The organism is Streptomyces sp. FIT100 (assembly GCF_024584805.1).
Classification (GTDB): domain Bacteria; phylum Actinomycetota; class Actinomycetes; order Streptomycetales; family Streptomycetaceae; genus Streptomyces.
Genome location: NZ_CP075715.1, coordinates 4,224,564 through 4,242,043, shown reverse-complemented (window position 1 = coordinate 4,242,043; position 17,480 = coordinate 4,224,564). Strand labels below are relative to the sequence as shown.

At 69.4% G+C, this 17,480-nt stretch carries 22 protein-coding genes, 1 tRNA gene and 1 pseudogene; 5 read left to right on the top strand and 19 right to left on the bottom strand.

Annotated elements, in window-relative coordinates; genetic code table 11:
- Nucleotides 1-110: 110 nt before the first annotated feature.
- Together KK483_RS19145 and KK483_RS19140 are read left to right on the top strand one after the other, a co-directional pair.
- The gene (locus KK483_RS19145; protein ID WP_262006428.1) at nt 111-644 is read left to right on the top strand and encodes a sugar transferase; all 534 of its coding nucleotides are present in this window, start codon (nt 111-113) and stop codon (nt 642-644) included.
- Nucleotides 645-792: 148 nt separating this feature from the next.
- On the top strand, nt 793-3,090 hold the full coding sequence (locus KK483_RS19140) for a (Fe-S)-binding protein (protein ID WP_262006427.1): 2,298 nt from the start codon (nt 793-795) through the stop codon (nt 3,088-3,090).
- Between the two features lie 107 nt (nt 3,091-3,197).
- Here KK483_RS19140 and KK483_RS19135 read toward each other — a convergent pair whose 3' ends face one another.
- Nucleotides 3,198-3,623 carry a hypothetical protein gene (locus tag KK483_RS19135; RefSeq protein ID WP_262006426.1) on the bottom strand — a complete coding sequence of 142 codons (426 nt, stop codon included), beginning with the start codon at nt 3,621-3,623 and terminating at the stop codon, nt 3,198-3,200.
- Nucleotides 3,624-3,874: 251 nt separating this feature from the next.
- On the opposite strand from KK483_RS19135, the gene KK483_RS19130 reads away from it, so the two are divergent.
- Nucleotides 3,875-4,801 (top strand): Yip1 family protein, encoded by a 927-nt coding sequence (locus KK483_RS19130; RefSeq protein WP_262006425.1) that lies wholly within the window; start codon nt 3,875-3,877, stop codon nt 4,799-4,801.
- Between the two features lie 14 nt (nt 4,802-4,815).
- A pseudogene (locus KK483_RS19125) lies at nt 4,816-5,160 on the top strand (IS30 family transposase); the annotation flags it as partial.
- Nucleotides 5,161-5,217: 57 nt separating this feature from the next.
- Here KK483_RS19125 and KK483_RS19120 read toward each other — a convergent pair.
- The 3 genes from KK483_RS19120 to KK483_RS19110 all read right to left on the bottom strand — a co-directional run bounded on the left by KK483_RS19120 (nt 5,218) and on the right by KK483_RS19110 (nt 6,604).
- Nucleotides 5,218-5,727: a phosphoribosyltransferase gene (locus tag KK483_RS19120; RefSeq protein WP_262006424.1), complete on the bottom strand. Its 510-nt coding sequence runs from the start codon at nt 5,725-5,727 to the stop codon at nt 5,218-5,220.
- A gap of 12 nt (nt 5,728-5,739) precedes the next feature.
- The gene (gene dcd, locus KK483_RS19115; RefSeq protein WP_262006423.1) at nt 5,740-6,315 is read right to left on the bottom strand and encodes a dCTP deaminase; all 576 of its coding nucleotides are present in this window, start codon (nt 6,313-6,315) and stop codon (nt 5,740-5,742) included.
- A gap of 85 nt (nt 6,316-6,400) precedes the next feature.
- Entirely contained in the window at nt 6,401-6,604 is a 204-nt protein-coding gene (locus KK483_RS19110) for a hypothetical protein (RefSeq protein WP_262009597.1), read from the bottom strand.
- A gap of 270 nt (nt 6,605-6,874) precedes the next feature.
- Here KK483_RS19110 and KK483_RS19105 point away from each other — a divergent pair.
- Nucleotides 6,875-6,948, top strand: a tRNA-Gly gene (locus tag KK483_RS19105).
- A 63-nt stretch (nt 6,949-7,011) separates the two neighbouring features.
- Here the strand turns inward: KK483_RS19105 and KK483_RS19100 are convergent.
- The 15 genes from KK483_RS19100 to KK483_RS19030 form a co-directional block, all read right to left on the bottom strand.
- Nucleotides 7,012-8,160: a site-specific integrase gene (locus KK483_RS19100; RefSeq protein WP_262009596.1), complete on the bottom strand. Its 1,149-nt coding sequence runs from the start codon at nt 8,158-8,160 to the stop codon at nt 7,012-7,014.
- Nucleotides 8,161-8,193: 33 nt separating this feature from the next.
- On the bottom strand, nt 8,194-8,403 hold the full coding sequence (locus KK483_RS19095; protein ID WP_262006422.1) for an excisionase family DNA-binding protein: 210 nt from the start codon (nt 8,401-8,403) through the stop codon (nt 8,194-8,196).
- Complete coding sequence (locus tag KK483_RS19090) at nt 8,396-9,556, bottom strand: AAA family ATPase (protein ID WP_262006421.1); 1,161 nt, start codon at nt 9,554-9,556, stop codon at nt 8,396-8,398. The genes KK483_RS19095 and KK483_RS19090 overlap by 8 nt, the downstream gene beginning before the upstream one ends.
- Nucleotides 9,553-10,452, bottom strand: a complete 900-nt coding sequence (locus KK483_RS19085) for a bifunctional DNA primase/polymerase (RefSeq protein WP_262006420.1) — start codon at nt 10,450-10,452, stop codon at nt 9,553-9,555. Before KK483_RS19085 ends, KK483_RS19090 begins: the two co-directional genes overlap by 4 nt.
- Before the next feature lie 88 nt (nt 10,453-10,540).
- The gene (locus tag KK483_RS19080; protein WP_262006419.1) at nt 10,541-11,005 is read right to left on the bottom strand and encodes a hypothetical protein; all 465 of its coding nucleotides are present in this window, start codon (nt 11,003-11,005) and stop codon (nt 10,541-10,543) included.
- A 17-nt stretch (nt 11,006-11,022) separates the two neighbouring features.
- A complete protein-coding gene (locus KK483_RS19075) occupies nt 11,023-11,277 on the bottom strand; it encodes a hypothetical protein (protein ID WP_262006418.1) in 255 nt (84 codons plus the stop codon).
- The gene (locus KK483_RS19070) at nt 11,274-11,474 is read right to left on the bottom strand and encodes a hypothetical protein (RefSeq protein WP_262006417.1); all 201 of its coding nucleotides are present in this window, start codon (nt 11,472-11,474) and stop codon (nt 11,274-11,276) included. Before KK483_RS19070 ends, KK483_RS19075 begins: the two co-directional genes overlap by 4 nt.
- 14 nt (nt 11,475-11,488) lie before the next feature.
- Nucleotides 11,489-11,677 carry a hypothetical protein gene (locus KK483_RS19065; protein ID WP_262006416.1) on the bottom strand — a complete coding sequence of 63 codons (189 nt, stop codon included), beginning with the start codon at nt 11,675-11,677 and terminating at the stop codon, nt 11,489-11,491.
- 32 nt (nt 11,678-11,709) lie between these two features.
- Nucleotides 11,710-11,961: a hypothetical protein gene (locus tag KK483_RS19060; protein ID WP_262006415.1), complete on the bottom strand. Its 252-nt coding sequence runs from the start codon at nt 11,959-11,961 to the stop codon at nt 11,710-11,712.
- Between the two features lie 141 nt (nt 11,962-12,102).
- Complete coding sequence (locus tag KK483_RS19055) at nt 12,103-14,355, bottom strand: cell division protein FtsK (RefSeq protein WP_262006414.1); 2,253 nt, start codon at nt 14,353-14,355, stop codon at nt 12,103-12,105.
- Nucleotides 14,356-14,628: 273 nt separating this feature from the next.
- Entirely contained in the window at nt 14,629-14,901 is a 273-nt protein-coding gene (locus KK483_RS19050; RefSeq protein WP_262006413.1) for a hypothetical protein, read from the bottom strand.
- A 24-nt stretch (nt 14,902-14,925) separates the two neighbouring features.
- Nucleotides 14,926-15,312 carry an RRQRL motif-containing zinc-binding protein gene (locus KK483_RS19045; protein ID WP_262006412.1) on the bottom strand — a complete coding sequence of 129 codons (387 nt, stop codon included), beginning with the start codon at nt 15,310-15,312 and terminating at the stop codon, nt 14,926-14,928.
- The gene (locus KK483_RS19040) at nt 15,312-15,965 is read right to left on the bottom strand and encodes a GGDEF domain-containing protein (RefSeq protein ID WP_262006411.1); all 654 of its coding nucleotides are present in this window, start codon (nt 15,963-15,965) and stop codon (nt 15,312-15,314) included. Before KK483_RS19040 ends, KK483_RS19045 begins: the two co-directional genes overlap by 1 nt.
- Nucleotides 15,962-16,933 carry a DUF2637 domain-containing protein gene (locus tag KK483_RS19035; RefSeq protein ID WP_262006410.1) on the bottom strand — a complete coding sequence of 324 codons (972 nt, stop codon included), beginning with the start codon at nt 16,931-16,933 and terminating at the stop codon, nt 15,962-15,964. Before KK483_RS19035 ends, KK483_RS19040 begins: the two co-directional genes overlap by 4 nt.
- Complete coding sequence (locus tag KK483_RS19030; RefSeq protein WP_262006409.1) at nt 16,930-17,223, bottom strand: hypothetical protein; 294 nt, start codon at nt 17,221-17,223, stop codon at nt 16,930-16,932. The genes KK483_RS19035 and KK483_RS19030 overlap by 4 nt, the downstream gene beginning before the upstream one ends.
- Between the last annotated feature and the right edge of the window lie 257 nt (nt 17,224-17,480).

Here is a 17,480-nt window from a genome sequence, read left to right as displayed (position 1 = left end):
GACTTCCACCGTGCCATCGTTCCCGTAAAGCACGAAAGCGTGAAAACACGCGAAAACGTGAATACGCGACGTATGGCGATCAAGGATGACGGAAGGGCCAGGTGGGAACGATGCACACCGTGCAGCCCAAACGCCTTCTCGATCTGACCCTCGGGACCATCCTGCTGATCCTGACGGCGCCCGTGCTGGCCGCCGCGGCCTGCGCGGCGGCGCTGCGCCGCACACCCGGCGGCGTGTTCGCACGGGAGCTGAAGTCCGGCCTGCACGGCTGCCCGTTCACCGTACGCTCGCTGCGCACCCGCCGCCTCCGGCTGGACCTGCTGTCGCGGCTGCCCCATGTCGTACGGGGCGAGATGTCCCTGGTCGGACCCGCGGCACTGGCGCCCGGCGATCCGCGTGCGGACGCACGCTGGCGGCAGAGCGTACGGCCGGGGCTGACCGGCCCCGCCCAGCTCGCCCGCGCCCGCCGGTCCACCCTCCCGTGGGACGAACCGGAGCTGCTCGATCTGCACTATGTGGAGCACCATTGGATCGGACTCGACCTGGCGGTCCTGCTGCACACCGTCCCCGCCGTGTGCCGCCGGCACCGCCCGGACGACCGGCGTCCGGGAGACCCCGTGCAGCCCGTACTCAGGGTGACCTGAGCGACGCAGATCACCGCTCGCCCAACTACAGTGCGGCGGAACAAGTGGGTAGTCTCAGACGGACTGAATAAGTTACCGCTTAGTAGACCTCGCTTACCCGTTCCGTAAGCGCTGGCCTCCCCACCTCGCAGGCCCGAGGAGCCCCCAAATGCAACTCGCCGCGATCATCGTGTCGCTGGTCCTGACCGTGGTCGGCGTTGCGCTCATCGCCCGAGCCGTCGCGCAGATCTACCGGTTCGTGAAACTCGGCCAGCCCGTGCCTGCGGGCAGCCGCACCGACAACCCCAAGGCGCGCACGATCACCCTGGCCAAGGAGTTCCTCGGCCACACGCGGATGAACCGCTGGGGGATCGTGGGCTTCGCCCACTGGTTCGTCGCGATCGGCTTCCTGACGCTGCCCCCGACGCTCGCACAGGCGTACGGACAGCTCTTCCGGGCCGACTGGACCCTGCCCGTCCTGGGCGGCTTCCTGCCGTTCGAGATGTACATCGAGTTCATCGGCCTCATGACGGTCGTCGGCATCGTCGTCCTGATGGCGATCCGGCTCCTCAACCTGCCCTCCCGGGCCGGCCGCAAGTCGCGCTTCGCCGGCTCCAAGGCATGGCAGGCGTACTTCGTCGAGTACGTCATCCTCACCATCGGCCTCGCGATCCTGGCCCTGCGCGGCCTCGAAGGCGCGATCCACCACGTGGACCACTACGAGGCGGCGTACTTCGTCTCGTACCCGCTGGTCCTGGCCTTCGACGGGCTGAGCGTCCCCACCCTCCAGACGTTGATCTACCTCGCCGCGATGATCAAGATCGGCACATCGCTGATCTGGATGATCACGGTCTCGCTCAACACCAACATGGGTGTGGCCTGGCACCGCTTCCTCGGCTTCCCGAACATCTGGTTCAAGCGCAACGCGACCGGCGAGAGCGCGCTGGGCGCCCTCCAGCCGATGACCTCCGGCGGCCGGCCGATCGACTTCGAGGACCCGGACGAGGACGACGTCTTCGGTGTCAGCCAGGTCGAGCAGTTCTCCTGGAAGGGCATCCTCGACTTCTCGACGTGCACCGAGTGCGGCCGCTGCCAGTCGCAGTGCCCGGCCTGGAACACCGGCAAGCCGCTCTCCCCCAAGCTCCTCATCATGTCGCTCCGCGACCACGCGCACGCCAAGGCCCCGTACCTGCTGGCCGGCGGCGGCAAGACCATGGAGGGCGAGGAGAAGGCGTCCGCCGAGCAGCTCAAGGACGTCCCCGCGGCCGCCCTCGCGGAGGCCGAGCGCCCGCTGATCGGCACCGCCGAGCCCGCATCCGACAGCGGCTTCCCCGCGGGCGGTGTCATCGACCCGGACGTGCTGTGGTCCTGCACCACCTGCGGTGCGTGCGTCGAGCAGTGCCCGGTCGACATCGAGCACATCGACCACATCGTCGACATGCGCCGCTACCAGGTGATGATCGAGTCCTCGTTCCCGTCCGAGGCGGGCACGATGCTCAAGAACCTGGAGAAGAAGGGCAACCCCTGGGGCCTCGCCAAGAAGCAGCGCCTGGAGTGGACCAAGGAGGTCGACTTCGAGGTCCCGGTCGTCGGCCAGGACGTCGAGGACCTCACCGAGGTCGACTACCTCTACTGGGTCGGCTGCGCCGGCGCCCTGGAGGACCGCGCCAAGAAGACCACCAGGGCCTTCGCCGAACTGCTGCACATCGCGGGCGTCAAGTTCGCGATCATGGGCGGCGAGGAGAAGTGCACGGGTGACTCGCCGCGCCGCCTCGGCAACGAGTTCCTGTTCCAGCAGCTCGGCGCCGAGAACGTCGCCATGCTGAACATGGCCTTCGGCGAGGACGACGACGACCCGGAGACGAAGAAGCCGAAGTCGTCGAAGAAGATCGTCGCCACCTGCCCGCACTGCTTCAACACCATCGCCAACGAGTACCCGCAGCTCGGCGGTGAGTACGAGGTCATCCACCACACCCAGCTGCTCCAGCACCTCATCGACGAGGGCAGGCTGATCCCGGTGACCCCGGTCGAGGGCCTGATCACGTACCACGACCCCTGCTACCTGGGCCGCCACAACAAGGTCTACACGCCCCCGCGCGAGATCATCGCGAAGGTGCCGGGCCTGCGGAACGAGGAGATGCACCGCCACAAGGAGCGCGGCTTCTGCTGCGGCGCCGGCGGCGCGCGCATGTGGATGGAGGAGCGGATCGGCAAGCGCATCAACACCGAGCGCGTCGACGAGGCACTGTCCCTCAACCCGGACATCGTCTCCACCGCCTGCCCCTTCTGCCTCGTGATGCTCACGGACTCCGTGAACGGCAAGAAGAACGAGGGCCAGGCGAAGGAGAGCCTCCAGGTCGTGGACGTGGCGCAGCTGCTGCTCGACTCGGTCAGGACGCCGGTGGACCCGGGCGGCGAAGGCGAGGCCGCGACGGCCGACGCGCCGGAACCGGAACCCGTGAAGTAGCCGTCTTCGTTGCCGAACAGTGAGCGGCCGGATCTGCCTCGGGGGCAGGACCGGCCGCTCATGTCTTGCGGCGGCGTCCTCCGCTCTTGCGGCGTCGTCCTCCGCCGTCAGCGGCGGACGCGGCCGTCGAAGCCGTAGACGGAGGTCTCACCACCGCGGCGGAGGTCGACGACGACCAGCGCGGAGTGCTTCCCGTTCGGCACGAGCCGGTAGTACGTGCCCTCCAGACGGACGGAGGGCCGCTCGGTGGTCAGCGTGCCGAGGTACGTCCCATTGGCCCGGTGGAGCACGACGAGCGGGTCGCTCCCGTGCCGCCCGGCCTTGACCAGCTCGGCGAAGCGGCCGTGGGGCAGCTGGACGGTGACGTACGAACGGGCGGTCACGGGGGCGGCCGCAGGGGCCGGGGCCGCGGCCGGGGCCGGGGCCGGGGCCGCGGCCGTGTGTGCGGATGCGGCGGCCGCCGGGAGAAGCAGGGCCGCGATGGATCCGGTGGTGACGGCGGCGGTGCGGAGGAAACGTCGGGTAGCGCGCATGGGTGGGCTCTCCTGCCTCGTAATGCGGGTTGCTGACGTCCACGAAGCTACGAATGACATGTGAGGGCCGCCCATAGGAAACGTAACGAAGCCCGATCAGACCACTACACAAATACGTAAACCAGCCATTCCGCCCCCTCCGGGATCCCTCACAGCAGTCCCCCTAGGGGATGTCACAGCTCAGCCGCAAAGGCCCGCATGTTCCCCTGGCAGGGACACGCGGCACAGCGAGAACAGGTACGTTCGAATGCGTGGCTGGATTCAGGATCGGACGCGGCCGGGACAACAACCGCACCCCGCAACAACAACCGCAGCAGGCGCCCCCGCCGCCGTACGGGCAGTCGTACGGGCAGCAGCAGTACGGAGGCGGCCCTGTGGCGCCCACGCACCCGCAGCAGCAGTGGCAACAGGGCCGGCAAGGCCATCCGGGTCGGCATCCCGGTCAGCAGCAGGCGCCCCACGGCGAACCGGAGTACTTCGGCGACCCGTACGCCCAGCAGGGACCGGGCGGCGCGTACCCCGCCGGAGACCCGTACGCCAACAACCCCGGTCACACCCAGGCGTTCAGCGTCGGCGAGGACCCGTACGGCAACGGCTCCACGTACCGCGCCGGAACCGCCCCCGCGGCGCCCGCGGGCCCGCGGCTGCACTGGAAGGACCTGCTGAGCGGCATCGTGCTGCGCCCGGGCCCGACGTTCCTCCAGATGCGCGACTACCCGGTGTGGGCCCCGGCCCTGATCGTCACGTTCCTCTACGGACTGCTCGCGATCTTCGGCTTCGACCAGACGCGCGAGGAAGCGATCAACGCCCCGTTCACGACCGCGCTCGTCTCCGTGCTCCTCACGGGCATGGCCTTCGTCGTCGGCGGCCTGATCCTGGGCGCGGTCACCCACACCCTCGCCCGCCAGCTCGGCGGCGACGGCGCCTGGCAGCCGACGGTCGGCCTCTCCATGCTGATCATGTCCCTGACGGACGCCCCACGCCTGGTCGTGGCGCTCTTCCTGGGCGGCGAGAACTCACTGGTCCAGGTCGTCGGCTGGGTGACCTGGCTGGCAGCGGGCGCCCTCTTCACCTCGATGGTGAGCAAGTCGCACGACCTGCCGTGGCCGAAGGCGCTGGGAGCGTCGGCGATCCAGCTGATCGCACTGCTGTCGATCATCAAGCTGGGCACGATCTGAATCGACCGCCCGCCCAGGTCCGTGACGCACTCATCCAGACCGTCTCCGTGCTGCCAGCCCGACTCAGGCGTTCCCTCACCTGGGACCAGGGTTCCGAGATGCACCTCCACAGCGAGTTCAGCATCGCCACCGACATGCCGGTCTACTTCTGCGACCCCGGCAGCCCCTGGCAGCGCGGCTCGAACGAAAACACCAATGGCCTGCTCAGGCAGTACTTCCCCAAGAGCACCGACCTGGCCCGCTACAGCCGCGAGGAGCTGGACGTCGTGGCTGCCGAGCTGAACAGTCGTCCACGCAAGACGCTCGGCTGGGAAACCCCAGCCGAGCGCCTCGCTAAGCTCCTGGCAACAGCCAGCTGATCAAATTGTGTTGCAACGACCCCTGGAATTCGCCACACCGGCGGGGGCCTTTTCAGCTCAGGCGTCGAGCACCTGTCCGCTGCGCTGCACGACGGGTTTCTCAACACTCCACGGGAAGTTGATCCAGTCGTCGGTGCGCTTCCAGACGTACTCGCACTTCACGAGCGAGTGCGACTTCTCGTAGATGACGGCGCTGCGCACCTCGGCCACGTGGTCGACGCAGAAGTCGTGGACGAGCTTCAGGGTCTTGCCCGTGTCGGCGACGTCGTCGGCGATGAGGACCTTCTTGTCCGAGAAGTCGATCGCGTTCGGCACCGGGGCGAGCATGACCGGCATCTCCAGGGTCGTCCCCACGCCGGTGTAGAACTCCACGTTCACCAGGTGGATGTTCTTGCAGTCCAGCGCGTACGCCAGCCCGCCGGCGACGAAGACCCCGCCGCGCGCGATGGACAGCACGATGTCGGGCTCGTACCCGTCGTCGGCGATGGCCTGTGCCAGCTCGCGGACGGCACCGCCGAACTTCTCGTACGTCAGGTTCTCGCGTACCCCACCTATGGCGTCACTCATGGCGTCCGGTCCTCACACCTGCGTCCGATGGAAATTCACGTAGGACCGCGAGGCCGTCGGTCCTCGCTGCCCCTGGTAGCGCGACCCGTACTTCTCGGATCCGTACGGGTGCTCCGCCGGCGAGCTCAGCCGGAACATGCACAGCTGGCCGATCTTCATCCCCGGCCACAGCTTGATCGGCAACGTCGCCAGATTCGACAGCTCCAGCGTGACATGCCCGGAGAACCCGGGATCGATGAAGCCGGCAGTCGAGTGCGTGACCAGCCCGAGCCGCCCGAGGGAGCTCTTGCCCTCCAGTCGCGAGGCGATGTCGTCCGGCAGCGTGATGACCTCGTACGTCGACGCCAGCACGAACTCGCCGGGGTGGAGGATGAACGCCTCGTCGCCCTCCGGCTCGACGAGCCGCGTCAGGTCGGCCTGCTCGACGGCGGGGTCGATATGGGGATAGCGGTGGTTCTCGAACACCCGGAAGTAGCGGTCGAGCCGCACGTCGATGCTCGAGGGCTGCACCATCGAATCGTCGAACGGGTCGATACGGACCCGTCCCGCGTCGATCTCGGTTCGGATGTCCAAGTCTGAGAGAAGCACGCCCCGAGGATACGCAGAGGGCGCGGGCCCGCCCCAATCGGACGCCACCCCGCGCGCTCCGCCCCGCCGATCGCTACCGCTACCGCTACCGTTTCACCGGCTGAACGTGATCCACGTGATCCACCGGCACGGCATGCCGCAGCCGCGCGCACCGCGGACACCGAATCAGCCGCCCGGGCCCGATCCGCCCGGCACCGAGCTGCTGCATCGGGAACGACGAGGTGGTGAAGACATGCCCCTCGGCACAGCGGACGACGGTGCGCTCCAGCGCGTGACCCTGGCCCTTCATCGACTCCGGCGCGTCCATAGAGTCCATCGAGTCCATCAAGTCCCTTCCCCAACAAGCGTGGACGAGATAGCCACATTAGGGGATCAACAGGACACCACTCCACGCGGCACTCCGCCCTCTCAAAGGTATGCCCCGCCCCTCCACCGCACCCCCACATCCACCCCTCCCTGCCACCTTCCCGAAGAACGCGAAAGCCCCACGGCTCGGACGCCGGGGGCTCGGATGGGGTACAGTGTGCGACGATGCGGTACCGATCAACGGCTCCGCCTCGCGGGTGTAGTTTAATGGTAGAACATGAGCTTCCCAAGCTCAGAGCGCGGGTTCGATTCCCGTCACCCGCTCCAAAGACTAAGGCCCAGGCCAGGGACATGATCCCCAACCTGGGCCCTTGTGTTGTCTAGACCGATTCAGGCGCCGCGCACCACCTCCGCACCACCTCCCCCCTGTTTTGGCTGGTCGGAGGGCTTCGCTCGCTGCTCTCTTACCTTGCGGTCGAGCCCCACCGCAACCTCCTTCTGTCGCTCCAAGTTCGAGTGCTGGTAGATCAGCGCCGCCTTCTCCGACGACTGGCCGGCGCGCACCATCGTGTCCTTGAGCGTCGCCCCGGACTGAGTCGTCAGGGTGTGCCCGGTGTGACGAAGGTCGTAGAAGCGAAAGCCCTCCGGCATGCCGACCTTGGCCCGCGCCCTCCTCCACTTGCGACCGAAGCTGGAGCGGCGGAACGGCTTGCCCTTCTCCCCCACGAACAGCAACCCGTCCGGACCCTTCTCCGCGTACCACTCCAAATGGCGCCTCAAGTCCGTGTGGACGAACCCTGGCAGCACGAGGACCCGCTTGCCCGCCTCGGACTTGGTCGGGCCCTCGGCGCGCTTCCCCGTGCTCAGCTCCGGAGCCGCCCTGCGGACGCGGATCGTCATGTCGTCCAGGTCGACGTCCTTGCGCCGTAGCTCTGCCTGCTCCTCAGGACGCAGCGGACCGTACGCCCCGAGGTAGACCATGAGGCGCCAGCGCAGCCCGATCGCTTCCGCGAGGGCATCCACCTGCTCTACGGTCGCTGTCTCGCGCTCGGTGGCTTCTTCCTTGCCCGCGCCGCGGATCCGGCAGGGGTTGCGGCGGATCAGTTCGTCGTCGGCCGCGGTCTCCAGGATGGCTTTGAGGAGGCGATACGACTTCGCCACCGTGGTAGCGCCCGTGCTCTGGAGTCGTTCGGCCCTCCACTCGCGTACGCGCGGCGGCGTGATCTCGTCCAGGTCTCGCTCCCCAAATGTCGGCAGGATGTGCAGTCGGAGGAGCCGCTGGTAAAGCTCCTGGGTCAGCGGTGCCACCCCCCGCTCAGCGACCCACTTCAGCGCGAACTCCTCGAAGTTGACCGCGCCGGCATCCGGGTCCCGCCAGTCCTTGCGGGTGATGTCCGCCTCCACCTGCGACAACCAGACCTCGGCATCGGTCTTGGTGTCGAAGGTCTCGTCCGCTCGACGCCGCTGTCCCGTCGGGTCGATGTACGAAGCGGTCCAGCGACCGGAGCGGTACTGCCGTACCGCTCCGAAGCGCCGCATGGCCTTGCCCTTCTGCGGTCCCTTCCGTCCCACTTACGCAGCCCTCCTCGTGCGACGTCGGGGCTGCACGGGCTGCACGGTGTTGGCGCTCACGAACGCCGCCAGCGCGCTTTCGGGGATGCGCACATGGCGTCCGACCTTCACGAATGTGATCCGCCGCTCAGCAACAAGCCGACGAGGAAAACGCTCGGTCGTGCCGAGGACTTCAGCGACCTCGGCGACGGAGAGGTACCGCTCACGCATGACGTTCACCTCGCTGGGAATCGGAGTCGGACAGGCCGGACAGGTCCAGTTCGGACTGTCCGGGGTGTTCGTGCTGGTCAGGTGGGGTGACCGGACAGTCGGACAGCTGGGACACCTCCTGTGTGGTCTGTGTCCGGGTCTCGGTGTGGGGGTAGTAGCGCCCGCTGCCGTCCTTGGTGAGTTGTCCGTCGGCGGCCATGCGGGAGCAGGTACGGCGGACGGTGTCCACGTCGACCTGCGGGAGGGCTGCGGCGATGTCCTTGGGCTTGGCGCCGGGGTTGGCGCGGACGTGGCGGAGGATCGCGGCGCGGGTGTCGCCGATGGTGTGGTCGGACGCCGGACCGTCGAGCAAGTGCCAGGCGCCGGAGGCTTCCTGGAACTGGAGCGCGTACTCGGCTTCGTTCACGTCGCGTCCGGTGACGTGGAGGATGCCGTCTGCCTGCCCGCGGGCCCGCTTGAGCACGAGGGTGGCGTCAGCGGCTCCGGCGATGCCGTTGGTGCCGGACACCTCGGTCAGGAAGTCGTCCGAGCCCGCTTTGCGGACGTGGTGGACCAGGACGACGGCGATGCCGTAGTGGTCCGCGAGCCGCTTGGCGTAGCCGACAGCGACATAGTCCGCGTCGTACGCCGACACACCCTGCGGAGCCTGCCCGCGCATCTTGGCGAACACGTCGATGACGACCATCCGGGCATCCGGATTGCGGTCCAACCACTGCGCGATGGCCTCCGTGCCGCCCTGCGGGAAGGGCGGGCACTCGGTCACCAGCGTCAACCCCGCCGGGGCAGGTTGGCCACCGAGCAGTTTGCCCATGCGGGTCTGCAACCGGCGCGGGGTGTCCTCCAGGGCGAGATAGAGCACCGGGCCGCCCTGAACGGGTACGGAGTCGAAGGCGTGCCCGCCGGCCGCAACGGCGAGACCGAGTCCAAGAGACAGCCACGACTTGCCCACCTTGGGCGGTCCGGCCAGCAGACTGACGCCTTCGGCAAGGATGCCGGGCACGGCCCACTTCGGCTCCGGGAAGCGTGCGGCCATGAGCTGATCCGCAGTCCAGGAGGTGCGGGGACGCTCGCGCTTTGGCGGCGTCTTGGGCGCCGCTTCCGGGTCGCTGGGCACGGAGTACAGGTGCAGCGGCGGAATCGGGGACGCGCTCATGCGGCGACCGTCCTCGGACGCCGTGCACCGGCCCGCAGACCGGAGTTGATCGTGCGCTGGGCCTCGCGCTCGCCCTGGCCGACCTGGAGTGCGGCGGTCAGGAGCCAGCCCGTCACGTCGGCCTCGCTCAGCTCGCCCCCGGCAACGAGCTGCCCGAGGGCGACCGCGGCGATGTAGAGCGCGTTGTTGTGCTGGCTCGGGCCGGAGCGGGTGACTCGCTCCACTTCCCCGTTGACCGCGGACCGCAGGAAGGCGCTGCGCCGCCCACGACCGGCGAGGGCAACCCTGATGGGCTTCTGTGCGGGCAAGGAGGCAGGGCGCAGCAGTTCGGCGAGCCAGCGGGGCAGGGACGCCACGGGGCCGTTGTGAGTGACCGCGTAGCGGCGTCCGTGGAAGGTGCTACCCGCGCCGACCACGAGTCCGCCGACGGCGCGGGTGTCGACCTTCCAGCCCAGTCCGCGGGCACTGTCCCCGGCGGTGTTGCGCAGGGGCTCGCCCTCCGGGGCGGCGAAGTACAGGTGGGTGCCGCCGCTCCACGTGCGCACCGTGTATGTGTCGGTGGGGAAGGGCTGGCCGTGGCGCTCGCAGAGCACGGCGAGCACGTCGGCCCCGTCCGTGACGCCGTACTCGGCCCACGCCGCCGGCGGGACGTCGTCGGGGTGCTTCGGCCGGTCCAGGTCGACGACAACCAAACCGGAGGGTCCGGCGGCGACGCCGATGTTGTACGGGGCGTGTGCCCAGCAGCGGCCGATGCGCTCGCTGTCGCTGGTGGCCCACGTGTCCCAGTCGCGGAGTGCTGGGCGCTTGTCGCCGGGGACGAGGGGGAAGATGTGCCAGCCGCGCTCAGCAGCGGTGAGGGCTGCGGTGAGCAGCGCGTGGGGCTGGTCATGAGTCATGCTGTAGGTCTCCTGTCTGTCTTCGGACGGGTAGGGAGAACCGCGGCGGCGGGCGACCTTGGTGGGGAGTCCCGCCGCCGCGGCGTTGCTACTGGTGTTTGGCCCAGCGGGCGTACTCGCGGCGGATGTAGAAACGCGGGTCGCAGATCACGGCCGCGTCGTCCACCTCCATGAGCCGCTGGGCGGCCTTGGTGGCCACCTCTGCCGCGTCGCCGTGGATGCCGGCGGCTTCGTCGGCGAGGGCGATGCGGTCCAGGACGGCGGCCTTGCGGAGCGAGAACTCCCGCCCGAGACGGGCGCCGAACGGCTTGTCGGCGGCCGTGCGGGCGGTCCATCCGATCTCGCTGATGATGCTCGGGGCGAGCGCGTACGCCTCATCCGGTGTCGGCCACGATTCCGGCTCGGGGCGGTGGTCGGCGGTCAGGTAGAGGCAGGTGCGCTTCCCGTCGCGGGTGGGGTGCTCGCGTACCGGCCCGGTGGTGAACGCGTCCGCGAGGGTCTTGCTCACGCGGTCGCGGTCGTCCGGGTCGCAGATGATGCGGATCTCGAACATGGCTGTCCTCTCGGGGGTTATGCCGCGTCGCTGCGGCAGGTGGGGAAGTCGATGACTGCGGCCAGCCGCGCTGGCTCTGCGGCAGGCCGCGAGTCCGTCTCGCGCCCGCCCGGGGGCTGGGTGCCCGTGGCCGGTGTGGCCTGGTGTGCGGCGAGCGCGGCGGCCAGGGCGTCGTCGGCCCGGCGGGATGCCCGGTGTCCGGCGAGGAAGACCGTGCCGATGACCGCGGCCGGGGTGAACAGGACACCCGCGGTGATGAGTTCGCCGTTCATGCGCCACCGTCCCGGACGGTGGCGAGCAGCTCGGGGAGCGAGCCGCCGAGCACGGTGAGGCGGTGCTCGATGGCCTGCCATGAGGTGGGGTCGATGCTCATGAGTGCGGCGGCGGCCGCCGGGAGGTCGCCGCGGGCGGTGGCCTCCAGTGCGGTGCGCAGCTCGCCGGCGGCCATGAGCGTGATCCGATCGGTCATGGTGGTGGCCCTTCTCAGAGGTTGCCGAGGGCGTTGATGACGGCGGTGGCGAGTTCGTTGATGGGTCCGGAGGCGCCGGTGGAGGCGAGGAAGAAGCCGAACCCGGCAGCGGTGAACGCGCTGCCGTAACCGAGGGAGTTGGAGCGCAGGAGGAAGAACAGGACGAGCCCGAACAGGGCGACGAGCGAGACGGTGACGACCACGACGGGTCCCTTCCGGTGTGAGTGAGTGGGGTTCAGTGGGTGCCGTCGCGGTGGATGCGGGCCGCGACGTTGTAGAGGTGGCGGCCGACGCGTATGCGTTTGCCGGTGGCCTTGCAGCGGCGGCAGTCCTTGCCGCGCTTCATGCGGCCCTTGCGGTCGGTCTTGATCTGGTGGCCCATGCCGCGGCACTTGCGGCAGGGTCCGAACGGCACGGCCGCACACAGACCGCCGTAACAAAACGTGACGGCGAGCAGGCAGGCGATAGCGAACAGGGCAGGGGTCACGTGGGGCCCTCCCAGGCGGGTTTCCGGGGTTTTCGCAGGTGGGCCGCTATGTACTAGCGGCCTGATCAGATGGGGTGTGGGCCGCTATCGGGGCTGCTATCGATAGCAGGGCATCCCGCTATCGATAGCAGCCCTCCTAGCTCAGCTCGCGTCCCGGTTTCGGTTACGCTCAGCTATCGCGTTGGTGATGTCGTCGCGCTTGATGCCGCGCTTGTTGGTGAACTTGCTGTCGATGCGGCGCCCGACCTGCCCCACGCTGATGCCGTAGGGCTTGAGGGCTGCGGTCAGGTGGGCGGTCTGCTCCTCGCCGCTCATGCGGGCCCAGTCGCCGTAGCGCTCGGGCCGCAGCTCCGCCAGGCGCTCGATGACGGTCTCGTTCCACACCTTGGCCTCATCCGGAGCGATGACCGCGAGCACGTCCGCGAGCAGCGTGTCTGCGGTCTTCTCCTTCTTCGGCGCCTCGGGGTCGGGGAGGGTGCCGGCCGCGGCGCGGGCGGCCTTGGCCTTCTGGCAGATCACTTCGGCGTTGGCGTTGTCGATGTAGTAGGAGCGGACGATCTGCGGGTTCGGCCCCGCCCCGACCAGGTAGCCGATGCCCAGGTCATCAGCGGTGAACGAGGTGGCGCGGATGCCGTTCTTGTACATCGACGTGCCCAGGACCATGTCGTTCTCGGGCTGGCCCATGACCTGAAGGCAGAACCGGATGCCGACGTTGGCGCTGATCGCCTTCGGCAGACTGTCGGCGTCCGGGCGCTGCGTGCCGAGCAGCAGGATCACGCCCAGGGCGCGGCCCCGCTTGATGATGGCGGTGGCCAGTTCGGCGGCCTTCTTGCCGAACCGGTCGTGGGTGAAGACTTCCTGGCACTCGTCGATGGACATCACCAGCGGGTGCAGCCCGAGGGACTTCTTCGCCGCCAGGGCGGGGGTGACCTTGTTCTCGGGGCAGATGTCCTTGGGCAAGCCGTTGATCACCCGGGCGCGGCGGTCGAGTTCGCCGTAGACGTACTCCAGCGCGTCCACGCAGCCCTCCACCGTGGCATCGTCACCAGGCCCGGAACCGTAGGTGTGGGAGATAGGGGCGAACGCGGAGAAGTCGCCGGTGCCCTTGAACTCCCAGGTGTGCAGCTCACAGGTCGGGTCCATGGCGGCGGCCAGGAGCAGGATCCGCAGCGCGAACGTCTTACCCCTGCCCGGCATGGCGCCGGTCAGGAAGTTCGCGTACATCAGGTCGAAGCCCACCTGCCGGCCGCGCGGGTCGGTGCCATACGGGACGGGCTTGAACAGCGACGTCGTACCGGCCTTCAACAGCGGCCATTCAGGCTTCGGGGCGCGGGCCATGTCCTGATCCCCCACCCACAGCATCACCCGCCCCGGGTGCTCACCCGGTACCGGCTCGGGCCACACACAGCCCAGCGACTTCCGAAGACCAGAGGCGAGCCGCTCACGCCGGTCGAGCACGTCGGAGACGGTCACCCCGTGCGGGAGATCCAGATCGGCGCGCCAGCCCTTGCCGTCGCGCTGGATCGGGGCCTTGAACTCGATGCCCGGCTTGCCCTTGGTCACCTGCTTGTTGATCTCCGCGATCCCCAGCGCGGCGAACGCGCGGCCGACGATGTCAGAGGTCAGGCGCTCCACGTGCGGCAAGTCGACCGCGCGGGTGAAGACCGGCGCGTCCTCGTACCGGCCGACGTGCCCGAGCGCCAGCAGCAGCGCCCCGACCGACACGGCCTGAAGCCACCCCGGGGCCAGCACATAGAGGGCCAGCGCCGCCCCGAGGCCGACGACCGAGGCGAGCACCGTAATCAGAGTGCGCAGTCGCACCCGTCCGTCCCGCTGGCGGGAGAGCTTCAGGTAGTCGGCCGCGTCCTCGCGGCGAACCGCGGCGAGCCGGACCGGCTCCCCCTCCTTGTCCGCCACCCATCGCATCGTGGAGCCGACGAACTTCGCCGCCCCACGCGGCGACAGCAGCGCCAGCCGGGCCGTGTACACCGGGGCACGCAGCGCGTGATACCCGGCCTTGTGGCCGTAGTGCCCGGCCACCCAACCGGTAGCGGCCTTCAGCTCCCCGGTGGAGCGCAGCCACATCGGCACGATCGGGCGGCGCTTGGCGCCCTTGACCAGGTCCATGAACCCGGGCCCCGCCGGGGCCGGACCATCCACCATCACCGGCCCCGACCCTCCACCCGACCGCATCGCGGTCGAGTCGCCCGACTCGGCACCCGACGCCTGCGGGGTCGAGTCGGCCGACGGGTCGGCGGTGGCGTCGCCCGACTCCGATCGGGCCGACCGCGCCTTGTTCAGGTCGACTACATCGGCGCCCGAGTCGGGCGACGGGTCGGCGGCCATGTCTGCTTCGAGTCGGTTGAAGAGTTCATTCTCGTCGTCGTGATTCACTGAGTGTTCCTCCCTGGGAACAGGGTTGGAGTGGGGCCCGGACGGCGCTGTGGAAGGTGGGCGTCCGGGCCCGTGAACTGGGCCGCTACAGTCGCGGCATGGGCGGGGAAACGAGTGCCGGGCGAAGAACCCGGCCGTGCAAGTGGTGCAGACAGCCGGTCGAGCAGCCGCGATGGCGGCGACGGAGCTACTGCAACCGTCGCCACCGCTTGAAGCAGTGGTGGGCGTCGACCATCGGTGCCGCGGCGGACAGCCTGTAGGCCGACCAGCGGTTCAGAGTGCCGTCAGGGCCTGGGTGGGGATCTCGTAGATGTCGGTGACGGAGTCGACGTCGTTCCACCGGCCGGGGCCGAAGTGGACGTGGGCGAGGTGGATGTTGTTGCCGTCGCGGTCGGTCGTCTCGTAGACGCGGACGACCGCGGCGCTTCGACGGGCCCGACGGATGATCTGGCGGGCGGTGTCGACCGTCAGCCGCTCCGGGCGGTAGGCCACCGTGCGGACATCGGTGGTGCGGCGCATCAGGGTGTGCAGAAGGACGGGACGCATGCTCGTGCTCCTCAGCATTCGGTTTCAGGCAGCGCACTGTTCCTCGGGGTAGGCGCAGGTGACGCAGGTGCCGAGCGTGGGCGGGATGACGTACCCGGCATCCAGTCGGCAGGCGGGGCAGGTGCGGCGGGCAAGCATCGCCAGAGCGAGCGCGCCCCACTTCCGCGACGTCATCGGCCGCACCGGCTTCGCCCGGTCGATCCGGTACAGGTGAGCCACCACCACCCCGCCCTTGCGACGCGGGGAGCGGCGCATCAACTGCGCGGCAACCGGCTGCCCACCGGGCCGCAGCCCACGGGCACGGAGCTGGCGGCGGGTCGCGTAGCCGTCGGGGGCAAGGCGCCAGGGGTAGGTGGGGATCCCATACGTCGCGCCGGTCGGGTCGTAGCACTTGCCGAACGCCGGCGACATCAGGCGACCATCCCCACATCCGGCGGGGTGGTACGGGCGCCGCGGCGACCTGAGCGCCGACCGGTGACCGTGGCGAACAGGCGGCCGAGCCCTGCGCGGCGCACTCCGGCGCGGCCCTGCTTGGCCGCATACATGGCCTCATCCGCCCGACCCAGCAGCGAGGACAGGTCCTCGCCGGGGAAGTCCCCAGCACGCACCCAGCCCAGCGACACGGTGGTGCGCACTGCCGGGGGCTGTCCGTCGACCGGGCGGGCCAGCACGCCATGCAGTACGGCGAGCAGATCGCCCACGGTGCCGTGGGTGTCGAGGACGACCGCGGCGAACTCATCACCACCGAGCCGACCCACCACACCCTCCGTGCCGACGTAGTGCGCCAGCCGTGCCGCGGTCGCCTTCAGGAGCGCGTCCCCGGCGGCGTGGCCGTAGGTGTCGTTGATCTGCTTGAACTTGTCGACGTCCGCGAGGACCACGACCGCCCGCGGGTCCTTCAGCAGGACCGTGGCGCGGCGGGTGAAGCCCTCACGGGTCCGCAGACCGGTGAGCGGGTCACGGCGGGCCGTGTGCAGGTTCCGCCGCAGCCACCGCGCGTGCACGAGCCATCCCGCAGCGACCGGCCCGGCAGCAGCGAAAGCGGTTAAGAGGGTGCTGCTCATGCCGCTGCCCCCTCGAACTCGACAGGACGCGCGGCTTCCGTCCGCTCAGCCAGCAGTGCGTCCCGCACGGTACGGGCATTGGCTGCCGAGCAGCGCAGCGTGGTTCGGATCTTCTCCGCGTTGATCTCGGCATCGGGCCAGTCGACGGCGGCCTCCCGCGCCGCGGTCAGCAGCTCCGCCGCCGTGCGCGTCGCCTTCGGCTTCGGGCTCGGCTTCCGGCTCCGTCGCGGCTTGGGCGCCGCGTCGTTCGATGCCTCGGGCTCAGGCTCGGGCCGGGGCTCCGGGGCCGGGTCAGCCTCGATCGCGACGGGTGCAAGGTCGCCCAGCTTGAGCAGTACGCGGGTGCGGTGCGGGGTGTGCTTGCGCCACCGACGCCCGTACACCTCGCGCAGCTCAGCGCGGGCAAGCTGCCGCTGCTTCTCCCGGGCGAGGGCCTCGGTGTAGGAGGTGAGCTCCCACAGCGTCATCCGCCGCCACAGAGCAAACGTAGAAGGGAAGGCCAGCAGCCACCGGCCGAAACGGATCTTGTCCATCCGCCGGCCGGTCGCCGCACCGATACGGACGGCGTAGATGTGGGCGCCGATCTCGGAGAACACCACCCACAACAGCGGCATCGTCCCGTGAGCCACCTTCGCCCACACGCCATGCCCAGCCGCCACGTTCAGCCCGCAGGTGACCAGGGTGAGCGCCCAGGGCACGAACCGCACCCAGGCCAACGCCATGTCCAGCCGGATCAACAGCAGATTGGCCACCGTGAACACCGGAATCGCCACATCGATCCCGACCGGCAGCATCCACGGCGAGGCGAACCCCCACCGCGCAGCGGCCTCCGACACGGCGTCGAACGACGCCACCAGGCCCAGGGCGCCGACACCGGCCGCGGCGAGCGCGCCGACACCGGCCAGGCCCGTCTCCGGGCGGGTCAGCGGCGGCACCGCCGGCCGCTCGCCGGTCTGCATGGTCGTCATGCCGCAGCTCCCTTCCGGGACCGCGTCCGCCGGACCGCCGGCCGGACCAACGGGACGACGTTGAACAGCTCCGGCGCGTACGCCTCGATCGCCTCCGCAGCGATCCGGGACACGTCGTCCGGCAGGCTCGGGTTGTCGGCCAGGATGTCGCGGGCCGCATCCAGGCGGGCCACGCGCTCCATCTCGTTCTCGCCCTCCACGCCCAGCCACAGCTCAACCGGGGTACCGAGGGCCAGTTCCACGAAGTCCGTGGCAGAGACGGCTTGATGACCGCCGATGTACGTACGCATGGATCACTCCTGAAGTCGATTGGCAGGGAGAGCCGCGGCGGCAGGCGACCTTGGTGGGGAGTCCCGCCGCCGCGGCGGTGTCGTGCGTGCCCCGGCGGGAATCGAACCCGGCCTACGACCATCAGGGCTGCGCGGACCTCACCGCGCTGGCCGCCTTTTCGGAGGAGGCGGCGGCCTCATTCGTCACGCTGTGGAGTTCTCAAGGAACGGACGCTTCCTTCGAGCCCGTGTCACGGGGCCCTCTGGGCGCGGGTCTT